Genomic DNA, 15,940 nt, shown 5'->3' with positions numbered 1-15,940 from the left:
TTGTATTTTAATCATAAAGTTCATCATTTTGCATATAAACAAGTTCATCATTTGAAATCTGCTCATACAGAGCACTCGCAAGTTCCCTGGTAATTTTGTTTTCACTCAACTGATTTTGAACGAAGTTATATTCAAATTGAAATGCATTAATAAATAGTTCTTCTTGAATCTCATTGCTGTCACTATTATTTTGATAGCGGCGCTGACGTTCTCGATAATAACGTTGCACAATTGAGATGTCAGTTTTACTTTCCTTGTTAACTTTAGGGCTTCGTAGGTATTTAAAAATTTCTTGAGAGGTTTCGTCCTCAATTTGGGCAAGAAGTTCACGTCTACTCTTAAACTTTTTGGATAATGCTGGATTATGGGCAAATTGTTGCTGACGATTTTTAAGCTTTTTACCATGAGTAATTCGTTTGATGGTATAAACAAAACGATAAGAAATTTGAAGCCAGATACTGCGAAGAAGACTATTATCTAAATGAAAATCTCGGGTAAACATTGTGCGTTGATAGAGACGTCGATCTTTTTCGGTAATGTCACCATTCGCAACCATATCAGTGAGAACTTCATTCTCCACATCCCGGGTCTGAGCAAACAGCTGTTTTAAAATTCGTCTGTTCTTAACAACTTCGGGCCGATTTTGGCTATGAATCGTTGCAATTACGGCCTGAGTTTCTAGTGGGTTTTGGTTTAAATCTTTGATCTTTTTAATGGTGTAATTGATCATTTGTTTACGAGTTCTCTTGACGTCTGCTTGTGAGAAAGGCTGTTTTTGTTTTGGAAGCAAAATGGGCAAGATAATCGTTGGAACTAACATACTCAAAACGATTACCACGGCTGCAATGTATAAAATGTCATTTCGATAAGGAAATGTCACCCCGTGAAAGGTTAATGGTAACGAGAAGGCCATCGCTAATGTAATGGTTCCGTGAATGCCGCTAAGCGCGATAATCCAAGAGTTGGTATTCTTGTACGCAGGACGAACCCGAACCGTCGCTAAGCCGAAGCGAACCCATAGGTAACGTAAGACAGTCATGATGACATAAAGTAAGGCTGCTAATCCGGTTAAAAACAACAAAAACATGTTATTTCGATAGGAAATGTCAGAAATAACGGTTGGCAGCGAAACACCAAGTAAAACAAACACAAAACCATTTAAATTGTCGGCAAGGACTTCCCAAGTGGTATTTCCAACGACTTGAAGTTTGGTGGAGGTTAGGCGTAAACGGCCTTGCTGGACACCATGGACCAGCCCAGCGGCCACAACTGCTAAGATTCCAGAAACGTGAATGGCTTCGGCAACAAAGTAGACCAAAAATGGTGTTAATATACCAAGCGTTACAATGACTGAAGAATTATCCATTCGATGATTAATTAAAAATGTTCGTAAAGAAACTAATAAGCTTCCAAGAACAAGGCCCAAGAAAAGCCCACCGATAAAGACATATAAGAAATCAAAAAAGCCATATGTAAAAGAAAACTTTCCTGTGGTAAATGCTTGTAAAGCTAAGTCGAAGATCACGATTCCAGATGCATCATTAAAAAGAGATTCGTTTTTTAAAGTTTCCATAGCCTGTTCAGGCATTGCAATGTTTGCAGTGACAGAAGAAACGGCAACGGCATCGGTTGGGGTAATAATGGCAGCTAGTGCAAACGCCAAGGGTAAGACTAGTTCACTGAGTGCTAAATGGGCCACTACCCCGACAATACTGATTGTGACGAGTGCTAACCCGACGGCCAGCGAGAAGGTTGTTGACATAGAACGACGTAAGGCTCGCATATTGGTATTTAGACCTTCGTAGAACATCAATGGCGCCAAAACGGCTAACATAAAAAGTTCAGGATTCATTGTGTAATGGCGATAAAAAGGAACCACAAAGGCCATTAATAGGCCCATTGCAATTTCGATAAAAGCCAGTGGAACTTGTGTAACTTTGCTGGCAATTACATTGGAAATGAGCACAGCAACCACAAGAATTAAAACTAGAATCACAACTTCCATAATGTTCACTCCTAAAAATTAATCTATTTCTAGTTTACCATAGCGTTCTCAAAATAATTGTGGTCAACGGTCTGTTCATCAAAAATAGCCCTTGCAAACAAAACCAAATTTTGGTTTATTTACAAGAGCCCGAAAATAGTTAAATTTAGTTTTCAGCAAAAAGTTTAGTAAGATAATCCATAAAGCGTGCTAAATATTTATCTTGATCAACCGTTAACGCAACGGTAACATTTGGATTCTTATCTGTAAGGCGTGCGGGATCGCCAATGGTTCGGCCCCACATTTCTTTTGTTGTATCCACGAACATGTTAAGATCCAGAGTTGAAACTAAAGATGGGTCTAATGCGACGCCAACTGCCAATGGATCATGAAGTGCACAGCCATGTAAATGCGGGCTGGTGATCTTGTAAACATCGATATAATAGTCAACAATGTCTGCAAACTTTTTACCAGCTTCAGTTTTTAATGACCGCCACTGGGCAGTTTCATTTTTCGTTAGCAGGGTTCGTAAGGTGACGTCTAAGCCAACCATGGTAATATTGAGGTGGCTTTCAAAGACTTGATCAGCAGCATGTGGATCCTGATTAATGTTAGCCTCTGCAACGGGAGAAACATTTCCGGGAACGGTTAATGCGCCACCCATGAGAGTGACATTACCGATTTCGTCTTGAATCTGGGGAGCAAGTTTTAAAGCTTTTGCTAAATTAGTTAGGGGACCAGTTGGCACGACGGTTAAATCTTTACCATAACTATGGGCTGATTGAATTAAAAAATCTACCGCAGATTCAGTTTCTGGTTCGCGTTTTGGGGTTGGCAATGGGACTTCGCCAATACCGTTTTTACCGTGAATTTGGGCACTAATCGGCATAACATCAAAATGAGTAGTCGTTGAGGAATGAGATTCACCAAGGTAAACTGGGACATCTGAATGCCCTAACAATTCAAGAATTTTCAAACTATTCTGAGCGGATAATGGTGTTAAAACATTTCCGTATGAGGCGATGATTCCGATTAAATCAACATCTGGAGCTGCTACTGCATAGGCGATGGCCATTGCATCATCAATACCAGTATCTAAATCTAAGATCATTTTACGTGTTGCCATGAGAAGCCTCCCAAATTTTATTGTTATTAGTTTAATCATACGAAACAATGGTGATAAATACAATTGTTGAAACGGATAATAAATCGTTTCATTCCGGTTTTAGCGCTTGGGCCGTGTGAGGTTCGCTGCCAAGCTAACTTTTTTCTGAGAGAAAAAAGTGGATCTTGTCAGTCTCCCATGTAACTAAGCAAAAATCGCTAAGTTACATTTTCACACTCTTGCGCTAAAACCTCCATTGCACTAAATAGGTATTGAGTGATTTTGAAGAGTTTTATATTCTTAACTAAAGAGGGATTACTATGGCAAGTTATATTAAGTGGATTAGAAGTAAAGTTGGACATCAGAAAATTATATTAAACTTTTCTGCAGGAATTTTAAGTGACAATGCAAATGCGATTCTATTACAAAAACGTAGTGATGAAAATAAATGGGGATTACCTGGTGGGGCGCTGGAGGTAGGAGAATCTGCTTATGGAGCTTTAAAGAGAGAATTTAAAGAAGAAACTGGTTTGAATATACAACCTTCAAAGTTATTAGGAATGTATTCAAAATACTTTGACTCTTATCCTAATGGTGATACTGCCCAGACTGTCACATCGTTATTTGAAGTGGGTTTGAAATCCGGTAAACAGGAGTATTCTATTGATAGTTCAGAAACATTAGATTTACGTTTCTTTTCAAGAGATAAAATTTTGCAAATTAAAATAGTGAACCAACAACATAAAGATATGATAAATGACTTTTTTGAGCAATATTATCCGATTGATAGATGAGTATAAAGGTACAATAGGTGAATAAGGACTTAGCCCAAAAGAAAAGAGAGTGCTTTTTTGAAAAAGTTAATAAAACTATATTTAAAAGCATATTTAATTGGGCTATTGTATTTCGTTATCATTTTTTTGTTCTCTCATTTAAAAAATACCAATGGTTTTCAAAATGAAATAGTAATTTGGGATTGGGTAAATCTGTTTAATTTAATCTTTTTTTACCCTTGGGCTTTTTATTTCAGTCAGGTAAAATTAAAGAAGGGTAAACAAAATCAAAAGAACAAAAGTTTTGTGCGTAGGTCTTTTGAAAAGAATGGCGAAAGTTTTGCTCAAATTCAGTACGCACCAGCCTGGAGTACGCACGGAAGTGATGATTTTCTTTTTAGCATGATTGGTTCTTTGTTTAAGTACTTTTTTATCTATCTAATTGCACCAATCCTAGGCATATTTGGGGCATTTACTTATTACCAAATTAAACAGTTATCTTCAAAAAAGAAAGAAGGATAAACGTGTCTGAAATTTATGACATTACAATTATCGGTGGTGGCCCAGCTGGGATGTTTGCTGGCTTTTATAGTGGGTTACGCGGAGCCAAAGTTCAAATTATCGAAAGCCTTTCGCAATTAGGTGGCCAGGTCAGTGCACTTTATCCTGAAAAATATATTCATGATGTGGCGGGATTTATGGGAATAAAGGCTACTGATCTCATTGATCACCTTCAAAAACAAGTAGAACAGTTACCAATTGATATTCGTTTAAACGAGATAGTCACTAATTTAAGTCAGCAGAAAAGTGACTTTGAAATTACGACTAATCGGGGTAACTATCAATCAAAAGCGGTAATTGTGGCAACCGGTGTGGGTGCCTTTAGTCCGCGACGGTTAGCGGTAGAAGGTGCAGACAAGCTAGAAAATAAGCACGTTTTTTACACAATTCCTGATCCAGAACGCTTTCGGGATAAGACCGTCTTGATTGCGGGTGGCGGAGATTCAGCTATCGATACTGCTTTGATGCTTGAAAAGGTTGCTAAACACGTTTATTTGATGCACAGACGCAGTCAATTCCGCGGGATGGAACATAGTGTCAAGCTTCTAGAACAGTCCACTGTTGAACTATTAACGCCTTATTTATTAAAACAAATTGAATTAGCTGATGATCAGTTGTTATTAACGATGAAAGAGGTCAAAGGGGAGCACCTTCTCCAAAAACAAGTGGATGATGTAGTTGTGAATTATGGGTTTATTTCGAATAATAAAACCATTCGGCAATGGGATATCCAGCCCGAACAACAACACCGCATGTTTACGGTCGATCGCCAAATGAAAACTAATGTTCCGTTAGTTTATGCAATTGGGGATGGCGTGGATTATGATGGCAAGCTAGATTTGATTGCGACAGCTTTTGCGGAAGGACCAATGGCAGTGAGTGCAATTATGAAGGAACTTTATCCAGATCGACGAGGTCCCTTGCATAGTACATCCATGGAATTATAGACAAAATAAAAATTCTAGTTTTTTAAGCGATAATCGCCTGAAAAACTAGAATTTTTTATTAGATATTTCGATTTAATTTAGTTACCAGAAGTAGAGTCTGGATTTGTGATTTCGATTCGATTACTCTTCGATTTTGAATGAGTTGCTTCAGGAGCATCTGTCTTATACAGATCTTCAAGTGAACGATCGCGGTTCTTAGAGTACATTGAGGTTGATTTCAACCCTAATTTCTTTTGAATAGCGAGCTCTTTCTGCAGACCGTCTGAATAATTATAATTTGCAGAATTAACCTTCTTGAAACCTTTAGGTGTATAGAAACGAAGCAAGTTCTTCTCGTTTAAAGAGTCAGACATAGTAAGTTGCGTTGTCGCCGCTTTTTGATCTTTGGTAATTTGTTTTTTCAGGGCCCCAGTTGGCGTTACAATTTGGCCAGTTGCATTGTTATAAATGGTCCCACCGACTGAAGAATAATTTGGCGTAATGAAATCTTGATTTCGGAAAGCCACCACTTGATCATGCTGAGAAGAGAAAAGATCCGTCCCAAACTGCATGTAAGGTTTTGAATTAATGCCTACCAAATGAAGTAAGGTTGGTAGCACATCAATTTCGCCACCATACTGTTTCTGAATTCCACCGTTTTTAGCTCCGGGAACGTGGATCATAAACGGAACTCTTTGCAGTTGGGTGTCATCCCAGTCGTCCCAATTATCAGCAGGGTCATTACCATATGAAGAAAAATGGCTAGGATCCTGACTAAATGTCTTAGCCAAATCTTTATTTGCAGAATCAGAAATTCCATAATGATCTCCGTATAAAACAATCACAGAGTTATCATAAAGCCCTGATTTCTTTAGAAAAGCAAAGAATTCTTTGACTGATTGATCAAGGTAATTAGCAGTTCGGAAATAATTATTAACCGAAGTGTTTCCGGTATTTGGTACTTTAAAATTAGAATCTTCCTTATCTAAATCAAAAGGAAAATGGTTAGAAACGGTGATGTACTTGGCATAAAATGGTTGTTGCAAAGTCTGTAAGTACTTAATTGAGTCCTTAAATAAAAGCTTATCTTTGAGACCATAACCAGTTGCCTTATCACCTGAAGTATCATAATAACTGGCAGAGAAGAAATATTGGTAACCCATATTTTTGTAAACATTATTACGGTTCCAGAAGCTAGCCACATTACCATGGAAAACGGCGGATGAATAGCCTTGTTTCTGTTTTAAGATGGCTGGAGCTGCTTGGAACGTCTGATCGCTACCAAGTTGGGCAAACAACGAACCCTGGGGTAATCCAAATGTTCCAGTTTCCAGCATGTTTTCAGCATCACTTGTTTTTCCTTGGCCAACTTGGTTAAAGAAATTAGAAAACGAGTAGGTACTCTTGCTGTGATAGAGACTATTTAAAAATGGTGTGACAGTTTGGCCCTCAATTTTGTCATCAATTAAAAATTGTTGGAAACTTTCGAGATGAATTATGATGATATTTTTGCCTTTGGCCTCACCATAATATTTTTTATTAGGTTTGGCATAATGGCCATGCACATATTTTTCAACGTTCTTTAATTCACTCTTGGTTGCACTGGAACGCATTTTACTTGTTTGTTCAGTTTTGGCACCATCGTAGACTGTAAAAGTGTCAATCCCCAAATATTTAACGATGTAAGATCTGTCAAAAGTTCTCGTAATCAGTTGTGGACGGTCGATTTCAGCAAATAATAAATTAAATCCGAAAAGTAAGGCAGAAAGTGATGTCACTTGGAAACCAATTCTTTTTGGGAGTGGATTTTGGTCCATTTTAATTTTGCGCATCAGCATTAAGACTAAAATGATGACGATATCTAGCCAAAACAGTAAATCATGAGGCTCAGTTAAGGCGAGGGAGCTACCGCTTAATCCTTGATTGACTTTGGAATACCCTAGCATTGTATTGATTGTCATAAAATCGGTGAATTCACGATAGTAAATAACGTTTAAATAAAGCAATAGCGTATTACCAAAATCAATTAATAAGATCAAGGGGTAAAAGATTTTGGCCTTTTTGACGTAAAGCGCCAGTCCAAACAATAAAAAGGTGGTTGCCAATGGATTAATTAAAAGGATAAACCATTGATAAATGCCTGTAACGCCTAGAGAAAAATCGGCGAAATAAGCAAGAAGTGTTTTCAACCAAAAAAGAAATACTAATAAAAAGAAGAATCCCATTCGGGTGTTAATTCTTGCGATAAACCGTTTCATAATTAAATTGCTGACCTTCCCGTGTAAATTTTTGTTTTAAGTTTTGTACTAATTCATAAATACAAATATAGAGTACATTTTAACATAACTTTATTAAGCAAATTCTTAAATTTAAGTTCAGTTTGCCTGTGCAAGGGGAAAAAGGATTATAATTCAAAATAAAAAGGAAACTATGAATAGGTGATTATATGAAAATTAAGTCAGCATATGGAAACAACGGGACTGTTTATGAAGATGGTATGGAAATAAGAAAATCTGTATTTATTGAAGAACAAAATATTGATCCTTCAATTGAACAAGATGAAAATGAAAGTCGTTGCCGCTACTATGTAGGATATGTGAATCAAGCACCCGTGACGACAGCCAGAGTGATGCGAACAGATGAAGGAACTTTAGTGCAACGAGTTTGTACAATAAAAGCATTTCGGCATCAAGGACTGTCTTCACAGATTCTTCAAGCAATTGAAAAGGATGCTAAAGGCAGTCAAAGCAAGGCGGTTTGGTTATTTGCTCAAGACCAAGCGCAAAAATTCTATTTAAATAATGGTTATACAGTCGTTGGTGATAAAATTATGGAGGCGGGAATCCCACATCATAAGATGGTTAAAGAGTTTTAGAGAAATGAGTAAATTAATTAAAAGTGAATTGAGATGAATATATTGTGAGTAAAATTAAACCCAAACATCAAGTGAGCTGGATCACGATCCTATTAGTTTTAATCCTTGGTGGAGTTTTATGTTTTCTGACGCAACACGACGCATTGTTGTATAAAGCACCAGTTGCGCAAGTGACTCATGTTACAGATCAGAAGCGTATTTCTCAAGTGGATAATTTTCACAATCATGATTTTGAACAACAGCAAATTCTTACCGTTCGTATTTTGAATGGAAAAAATCGTGGCAAAGTATTGCGAGTACAAAATACATTTTCGGCATCCAACGCAATGGATCAACCGTATCGGAAAAATCAGCAAGTATTTTTGCATCTTCAAAGGGGTTCCAAAAAACAGCTTCAAGGAACGATTACAGATATGAAACGTGATACCGTCATTGTGTTTCTAAGTTGGTTAGCAATTAGTCTCTTGCTGTTAACGATGAAATTCAGTGGGTTTATGGCTTTGATGAGTGTGCTATTAAACGGTGTTTTGTTCTTTTTGGCCATTAAGTTAGATGTGTATCTGCAAGCAACCAATGTTTTAACTATTTTTAGTGTTTTAGCATTTGTATTTGCGGGCCTCACACTATTTTTGGTGCTCGGTAAAACTAAACAAATGCTTGTGACCTTTGGAGCTACAATATTAGGGACAGTCGGATCAGTGGTAATCACCCTGATTGTTTTTGCCGTCACCCATGAACAGGGACTCCATTTTGAAACGATGGAATATGTGACACAAAATCCGGAAACGGTTTTTTTGGCTGAAACAATTCTAGGGTCCCTTGGGGCTGTTATGGATGAATCAACAGATATTATTTCTAGTTTATTTGCGCTTCATCGTGAGACACCAAACTTAACGCGATGGCAATTGTTCCGTTCAGGCCGTGAAATTGGTAAGTCAATCATGGGACCATTAATCAATGTTTTATTTTTGATTTTTATGGCTGACACGTTTGGCATGATGGTTCTATATTTGAGAAATGGAAATAGTTGGGCGTATTCTTTTACGATGAATATGTCGTTAGGGATGGTTCAAAGCTTGGTAAGTGGCATTGGGATTGTTTTGGCAATTCCAGCTGCTAGTTGGTTTGCCAGCAGCATTCTAAAAAGAGGTGATCGGGCTTGAATACTATTTCAGTTTTGATCCTCATTTTGTTTATACTTATGTTGCTTGTTGGTGGTAAACAAGGTTTAAAATCATTTTTAAGTTTAGCAATCAACTTTTCTGTTATTTTTATGACGGTGGTTTTAATCGGATTAGATTTTCCAATTATCGGCGTTACGTTGTTAAATGCAACAATTATTTTGGCGGTAACGATTTATTTGGGAGATGATGACCCGGTTACAACAGAAACAGCATTTTATGGATCAATGTTGGTGATGGTTGTGATTGTGATCCTTATCATTCCGGTTGAACATTGGGCTACTGTTCAAGGTTTTGGAAATGAAAATACCGAAGATTTGGAAGGACTGTCGTTATTAGTTGGCATCAAATTCTTGGACGTTAGCATTGCAACCACAATTTTGAGTAGTTTGGGAGCTATAGCTGAAGCCGCAATGGCGATTTCAGCAGGATTAGGAGAAATTCTAACTCAGAATCCTGATATAGCGGCTCAACAACTCTTTAAAGATGGAATGGGGATTGGCAAGCAAATTATTGGGACAACCTTTAATACGTTGTTTTTTGGCTTCTTTGGTGGCTTTTTAGGGCTGTTCATTTGGTTTGAACGTTTAAGTTATACGTTTGGAGAACTTTTAAATAATAAAATCTTTGTGTCAGAACTCTTGATGATTTTGATTTCGTTTATTGGGGTTATTTTAACGATTCCGATCACAACGTGGGTGATGCGGATAAAAGTCAGCCGAAAAAGTCGTGTCCGTAAGTAAATAAATTAGTAACTAAAGGTTGAAAGTACAAAATCGCATCCAATTGCTTGATACAAAAACATTCATGGAAACAAAACTAGATTGAATTGCCGTCTTACAGCAATTCGGGCCGGAACGTAGTGCGACTTCTTGCGGCTAACTTTGCCACAAGAATCGACAGCGTATGGAGCATAGCGGGTTTTCGGTACGAAAACCGACCTTTATGCGTAATAGTGGGCACGACTTAGAGCCGAAATACCCGTCTCTAAGCTCGGCCTTTATCTAAACGAAAACCGTTAAGATAAATGGCACTACTGGACCCATTTACTTCCAGGCTGAATCAGGTATTAAAATTAATTACATTTTGCATAAAAATTGTTATGGAAGCAGTCATCGAGTTATCTAAAGACAACGACTTTCCCAGTTCGGAGGCGTTTTGGCCTCAGGGGTGAAATTTATCTTAGCGATTTTCGCTTAGATAAAGGTCGAATTTGAAGCCAAGTGATCTGCTTGGCTTCAAATCGTGCCCACCCCGTTCCAGGCCAAGTGAGCCGTAGAACGTCAATTAACCTAATTTTGATGGACTAAACCGTTTAATATCAGTAACTGAAGTTATTTTTGTACTTTTAACCTTTAGATTAGTAACACAAAAGACACCTCTAACAGAATTTTTTCTGTTTGAGGTGCCTTTTTTATACGGTTTATTTAGATTTCGTCATAGGTTATATGTAGGGCGGAGGAAATTCCTAGCGGGAATACAAATGCCCAAATGATTTCAGCAATCAAAAATACTAAGGCAATTTGAATAAACGAAAGTAACTGGGTAAAGCCAAGCGCCAATAACGGAATTAAACTCAAGATGCCAATCAGACCAAGGACTTTGTCAAAACTGCTAATTGCGTTTAAATATTGGGATGTTGAAGAACGTGCAGTTTGTAAAATAATCGGAATTATTAGGGCTAAATTAACACAAATGAAAAGAATTCCAGAGACCATAGGAACATCTGCTAGCATTGATTCCTTCAAAAGACTTGCTGATAGAAGATTGATTAGTCGATAACCAAGCCAGTAAGCAGCAAATAAGGTGACACTGGCGTAAATGGCAAATAAAGAACGCGACATAACAAATAGATAAAGAATCAGAAAACCTAGCAACCAAGGTAATAAGTGGGTGACATCGTGTTTGAAGGCTTGCTTTTGGTTGGTAACTAAAACTGTTTCACCAGCATAGGTCACCTTACTTTTTGCTAAAGATGTTCCCTGTAATGTTGATCGAGTAGTTGTGTCTAGTTGTTTCAAAGTAGCCATTCCAGCAGTAGAAGAAGGGTTCTTATTTAGGATAATCGAAATTGTCGTTGTCTTATTTTTAGCTTGATTGAATTGATTTAACGCGTTTTTTATGGGCGCTGTTTTTAAGTCGGCACCTGTCATATATAGGGTGCTAACAATTCCAGACTTACTTAATTCATTCAAATAATTACGATCAGTAGCTAAGTTCTGTTGGGCAATGGTTACGTTTTTGCTATCTTTTGTTAAAGCAGTTTTGGTGCTTTGAATGGCCGCATTAGCATCTTTGAAATCATCGCTAACAGTTTGTTGATCTTCTTCTACTTGACTAATATTTTCTGCAATAACAGCATTGTTCGAACTAACCACCTTAACGTTATGGTGCAATGTTTTAAGATCACTTAATAGGTTTCGATTATGAGCTTTTAAGGAAGTTAAAACTTGGCGCATAGCTTTTGAACCTTGCGTCAAACTACGAGAGTTAAGAAGGTTATCAATTGAAACTTGTTGTTCCTCAATGGTTGCAATATCAGAGGTTAGATTATCAGCCTGTGAAGCTACTTGTGAACTTTGTGAGCCGATGGCGTTTAAATTTTTGATACTTGCTGATAGGTCTTTTAGTGTTGAACTAAGTTTCAAATTTTTTAATTTTTTTTCTGAAGTTTTAAGTGAATTTTGAGTTTCAGTCAAATTAAGATTGGCAGCTGCAAGTTGATTGGTAATGGTTTGCAGTTGTTGATTGACATATAAATTTGAAAGCGGCGTTCCAGCGGGTTGTGCAACAGAATAAACGGCCGCAACGTTTGAAACTGATTTTAGTTTTTGAGTAAGCTGGTTGATTATTGCCAGATCTTGAGTGTTGGTTACCGCCGTTTTATCAGTTAATGAAATGGTAATTGGTGCAACCCTGCCAGTCGCATAATGACTGGTAATGACGTTTGCTCCAATTTTAGCTTGGCTAGAAAATGGTGTGTCTTTAGCAACTGACCAATTAAGAGGTTTCGATTTTATAAGTAGTCCTGAGCCAATGATGATGAAGATGCCCACCATGGTTATAATAGGATATTTATTTCCTACAGTAGTATTAAAGTGCCAAAAACTAATCGATGATGAAAATTTCCGTGCTGACCCCGGCCAGAAGAATAAATCATCAATAAAACTTATTAAAGCTGGCATTAAAGTGTAAAAAACGAGCCAACCCAAAATCAGTGTTACAGCTACAACCCACAAGGACCGAAGAAGTTCATTTCTGGCCAGAAGTAAAGCTGATCCGGTAATGATCAGCGGAATGACAGTAATTAAGGATGGTAGCCAGGAAGTCTTGTAAAAATCATTGACTGCCTGTAGATCATCAAAATGATTACTATAGAAACGGTAAAAAATGGCTATCACAATTGGAAAAATGCCAAAACTAATGATTGCCAAAACGAGGTCAGTTTGGGCAGTATAAGGGCTATTTAAAAAGTGAGCAGCACTTGTTGCAATGGAAAGACTAGCTAAGTAGGTGATCCCAGAGAGTAACAAAGCGATTAATGGTGCCAAAATGGATCTAAAAATAATTCCGATGGCAACCACAAACAAAACACTACAAATACCAATCATAATTTTGGTAGCCGTTTGAATGGCCTGTGCTCGGGCCACTTGAAGGACATCATTTCCGGTTACATAAGTGGTTATCCCCTTTGTGTGTACCAAACTATAAATTTGAGGGATCAGAATATGAAACTGATTTTGGTTCTTTTTAAAGCGGAGAACGGTTAATTCAGTTGATTTATCCTGGGAGTCTAAACGGTGAGCAGCATTTGAGTCATTACCAGATTCGATAGCTTGAACACCAAGAAATTTTTTATTTGCGTTTAGTTTTTCTTCAGAACCTTGAATGGCTTTTTTTTGCTTGCTACTTAGGGCGCCATTAGGGTTTGTGTACACAATGGTTGCTTCAGGTGCTTGACGACTAGTACTTGTGTCAGCGGGCAATTGTTGGCTGTAACGATTATTCCAAGTCAACGAATTAGGAAGCAAGATAATTAAGCCAATTAAGATAATGGCCCAACTAATCAAACTAGTAATTTTAAGCTTTTTCGTTTTTGTCATTATAGTTTTCATTCCTTATGTATTACATATTTACTATTCTGAGTTTAACATAGACAGCATGTTTGTTTGATACAAAAACGAGTGATTATTTGCTCTATAAAAGAAAATACGTAGTTCTGGTTCTTCTTTTTTAATTAACAACACTATTTCTTGAAAAAATTATTAAAATTGAGAATTAAGAGGACGATTAAGATCAATATAAATGTGATTAAGATGGTAATCTCCCAACCCATTACTGAATGGGCGAAAGGAACGATCACATTTTGTCCGAAGAATCCGAACACAATTGAGGGGACAGCTAATACAATTGAAAAGACAGTTAAGAATTTCATTGTATTATTTAAATCACTATCGAGGATATTAGAGTTAGCGTTTGCCACACGTTCGATAATATCGGTTGCTAGTTGGGCCATTTCTTCACCTTGTTGCGATTCAACAATGACGTCTTCTAATTGTTCATGTTGGCCCGCAGTCATTTGAATGTCCTGCATGCGATTCATACTGGTTAAAAAAGCATTGTTAGATCTTAGAGATGTTAAATAATAAACTAAGCTAGTTTCTAAACTCAGCATATTGGAAATTGATTTTCGAGAAATATGATGGGTCATCGTTTTTTGGATTTGTTGGCGTTGACGATTGATGTTGTTTATGGCATCAAAATACTGAACTGAAAGTTCGTAAAGGGTGCGAAAAATAATGGTTAGTGGTTCAACATCTGTTTTGCTGTAGACCAATGCATTATTTAAATGACGAGCAAAAACAGTGTTGACGAATTCTGTGGAAGTGCGCGTGAATGTCAACACATAGTCGTTTGCTAACATGATGCTAACAGGAGCGGTGCTACCATTAGCTGAGTCGTCATCAGAAAGTGCATCAAAAATGATTAAGAAGATATTAGCATCGCGGTCCGTTTCAATTCGGGCTCTTTCATTAGGATCGACAGCGTATCCAAGCATTTCTTCAGTAACTTGGTAGTGTTCAACGAGTTCTTTTTTCTCTGTTTGCGTAGGATTGCTAACGGTAACCCAAGTATTTTTTTGGTTGATTTCTTTTTCAGTAATCATGATTATTATCCTTATCTAAGTAGAAAATTCTAAAATCTTTAAATTAACTTAATTTTAGTTCATTAAAACGTCGCCGTCTATGCAGTAAAAATAAACAATTTGTTTTTTGAAAGAATATTAATTGATGTGGTATGATTCTACTCATGAAAGGAGTGCAGCGATGTGCAATTAATTTCAAAATTATATGGTCCTTTTTTTGACCCCCATAACTGGGAAAATGTTTTAACATCCAGCAGTGATTGGATGATTATTTTATCGTTAATCATGATTGAGTGCTTGCTATCCGTTGATAATGCTGTGGTTTTAGCTGCACAAACTCAGACGTTACCAACTGTTAAAGAACGTGAAAAATCTTTATTTTATGGTATTTGGGGAGCATATATTTTTCGATTTTTGGTAATTGGAATTGGAACTTATCTGATTCACCTTTGGGAAATTAAAATCATTGGTGCACTGTATTTATTTTATATGGTTTATCGCTACTTCGTGCCCAAAAAGAGTAAAACAAATAAAACAATAAAAAAAACCGTAAAAAAACGTGGCCATTTATCCTTATTTTGGTCAGTCGTAATCCAAATTGAAATGATGGATATTATTTTTTCTGTAGATTCTGTTTTAGCATCTCTGGCGATTTCATCAAATCCAGTTGTTGTCCTTATTGGGGGGATGATTGGAATTTTATGTATGCGGGGAATTGCTGAAGTGATTATGAAGATGATGCGCAAGATTCCGGAACTGGAAACAATGGCTTATGTGTTGATCGCAATTATTGGTGTGAAATTATTTGTGTCTATTCCAATGATTGATTGGGAAATTCCGTCTGGGCTATTCGCATTAATTGTATTATTAGCAGTAGTAGCTACTTTGATTATTCATTTCTTACGCGTTCGAAAAACGCACTGAAATTAGAATAGCTGCGCTTTTGTGTAAGTTAACCCGGTAAGCTAGTTATGAATTTGCATTGCACTTATGGGTTCATAACTATCAACTTGTTTTGCTTAATATGCTATAATTCACACGTAAGTTTTAAAAACGGAGGAACGTAATATGGCTGTTACCATCACAAGCTATAATATTGATAAAGAAACTGAAAATGGACTCACACTTGTCGATTTTTGGGCTCCTTGGTGTGGGCCTTGCAAGATGTTAGAACCTGTTTTAGATCAGCTTGAAACTGATTACGAAGGAAAAATTAAATTTGCTAAGCTAAATGTTGATCATCAACAGGAAATTGCGGAGCAGTATAAAATTATGAGTATTCCTGCACTTGTTTTATTTCGAGATGGAAAAGCAGTTGAAAAAGTGACAGGGTATTACCCAAAAGATAAATTAGCAAAGTATCTGGATTCCAAAGTGGAGACAAGGTGA

Annotated in this window: 13 protein-coding genes; 8 read left to right on the top strand and 5 right to left on the bottom strand. The window is 37.0% G+C overall.

The features are described 5' to 3' along the window. Positions 1-7: 7 nt before the first annotated feature. Both ADU73_RS02460 and ADU73_RS02455 read right to left on the bottom strand, forming a co-directional pair. On the bottom strand, positions 8-2,005 hold the full coding sequence (locus ADU73_RS02460) for a cation:proton antiporter (protein ID WP_062913141.1): 1,998 nt from the start codon (positions 2,003-2,005) through the stop codon (positions 8-10). A 145-nt stretch (positions 2,006-2,150) separates the two neighbouring features. Then, a complete protein-coding gene (locus ADU73_RS02455; protein ID WP_046870744.1) occupies positions 2,151-3,110 on the bottom strand; it encodes a nucleoside hydrolase in 960 nt (319 codons plus the stop codon). Positions 3,111-3,409: 299 nt separating this feature from the next. Here ADU73_RS02455 and ADU73_RS02450 point away from each other — a divergent pair, with 299 nt between their 5' ends. Genes ADU73_RS02450 through ADU73_RS02440 form a run of 3 tightly spaced genes read left to right on the top strand, consistent with a single transcriptional unit; the run spans position 3,410 to position 5,370 of the window. Then, entirely contained in the window at positions 3,410-3,883 is a 474-nt protein-coding gene (locus ADU73_RS02450; RefSeq protein WP_046870743.1) for an NUDIX hydrolase, read from the top strand. 57 nt (positions 3,884-3,940) lie between these two features. Then, on the top strand, positions 3,941-4,384 hold the full coding sequence (locus tag ADU73_RS02445) for a hypothetical protein (RefSeq protein ID WP_046870742.1): 444 nt from the start codon (positions 3,941-3,943) through the stop codon (positions 4,382-4,384). A gap of 2 nt (positions 4,385-4,386) precedes the next feature. Beyond that, on the top strand, positions 4,387-5,370 hold the full coding sequence (locus ADU73_RS02440; protein ID WP_046870741.1) for an NAD(P)/FAD-dependent oxidoreductase: 984 nt from the start codon (positions 4,387-4,389) through the stop codon (positions 5,368-5,370). 77 nt (positions 5,371-5,447) lie between these two features. On the opposite strand, the gene ADU73_RS02435 is transcribed toward ADU73_RS02440, so the two are convergent. Beyond that, positions 5,448-7,607: an LTA synthase family protein gene (locus tag ADU73_RS02435; protein ID WP_046870740.1), complete on the bottom strand. Its 2,160-nt coding sequence runs from the start codon at positions 7,605-7,607 to the stop codon at positions 5,448-5,450. 188 nt (positions 7,608-7,795) lie between these two features. On the opposite strand from ADU73_RS02435, the gene ADU73_RS02430 reads away from it, so the two are divergent. Genes ADU73_RS02430 through ADU73_RS02420 form a run of 3 tightly spaced genes read left to right on the top strand, consistent with a single transcriptional unit; the run spans position 7,796 to position 10,148 of the window. Beyond that, positions 7,796-8,224: a GNAT family N-acetyltransferase gene (locus ADU73_RS02430; RefSeq protein WP_046870739.1), complete on the top strand. Its 429-nt coding sequence runs from the start codon at positions 7,796-7,798 to the stop codon at positions 8,222-8,224. A 44-nt stretch (positions 8,225-8,268) separates the two neighbouring features. After that, positions 8,269-9,387, top strand: a complete 1,119-nt coding sequence (locus ADU73_RS02425) for a YibE/F family protein (RefSeq protein ID WP_100077854.1) — start codon at positions 8,269-8,271, stop codon at positions 9,385-9,387. Further along, on the top strand, positions 9,384-10,148 hold the full coding sequence (locus tag ADU73_RS02420; RefSeq protein ID WP_046870737.1) for a YibE/F family protein: 765 nt from the start codon (positions 9,384-9,386) through the stop codon (positions 10,146-10,148). The genes ADU73_RS02425 and ADU73_RS02420 overlap by 4 nt, the downstream gene beginning before the upstream one ends. A gap of 684 nt (positions 10,149-10,832) precedes the next feature. Here the strand turns inward: ADU73_RS02420 and ADU73_RS02415 are convergent. After that, a complete protein-coding gene (locus tag ADU73_RS02415) occupies positions 10,833-13,508 on the bottom strand; it encodes an MMPL family transporter (protein WP_046870736.1) in 2,676 nt (891 codons plus the stop codon). 143 nt (positions 13,509-13,651) lie between these two features. Continuing rightward, on the bottom strand, positions 13,652-14,572 hold the full coding sequence (locus ADU73_RS02410; RefSeq protein ID WP_062904067.1) for a magnesium transporter CorA family protein: 921 nt from the start codon (positions 14,570-14,572) through the stop codon (positions 13,652-13,654). A 162-nt stretch (positions 14,573-14,734) separates the two neighbouring features. Here ADU73_RS02410 and ADU73_RS02405 point away from each other — a divergent pair, with 162 nt between their 5' ends. Together ADU73_RS02405 and trxA are read left to right on the top strand one after the other, a co-directional pair. Continuing rightward, positions 14,735-15,475, top strand: coding sequence for a TerC family protein (locus ADU73_RS02405; RefSeq protein ID WP_062913140.1), 741 nt, complete (start codon positions 14,735-14,737; stop codon positions 15,473-15,475). Between the two features lie 144 nt (positions 15,476-15,619). Continuing rightward, on the top strand, positions 15,620-15,940 hold the full coding sequence (gene trxA, locus ADU73_RS02400) for a thioredoxin (RefSeq protein WP_046870734.1): 321 nt from the start codon (positions 15,620-15,622) through the stop codon (positions 15,938-15,940).

Origin of the sequence: Pediococcus damnosus (assembly GCF_001611155.1) — a bacterium.
Taxonomy (GTDB): domain Bacteria; phylum Bacillota; class Bacilli; order Lactobacillales; family Lactobacillaceae; genus Pediococcus; species Pediococcus damnosus.
This window is presented reverse-complemented; position numbering and strand designations above follow the sequence as displayed.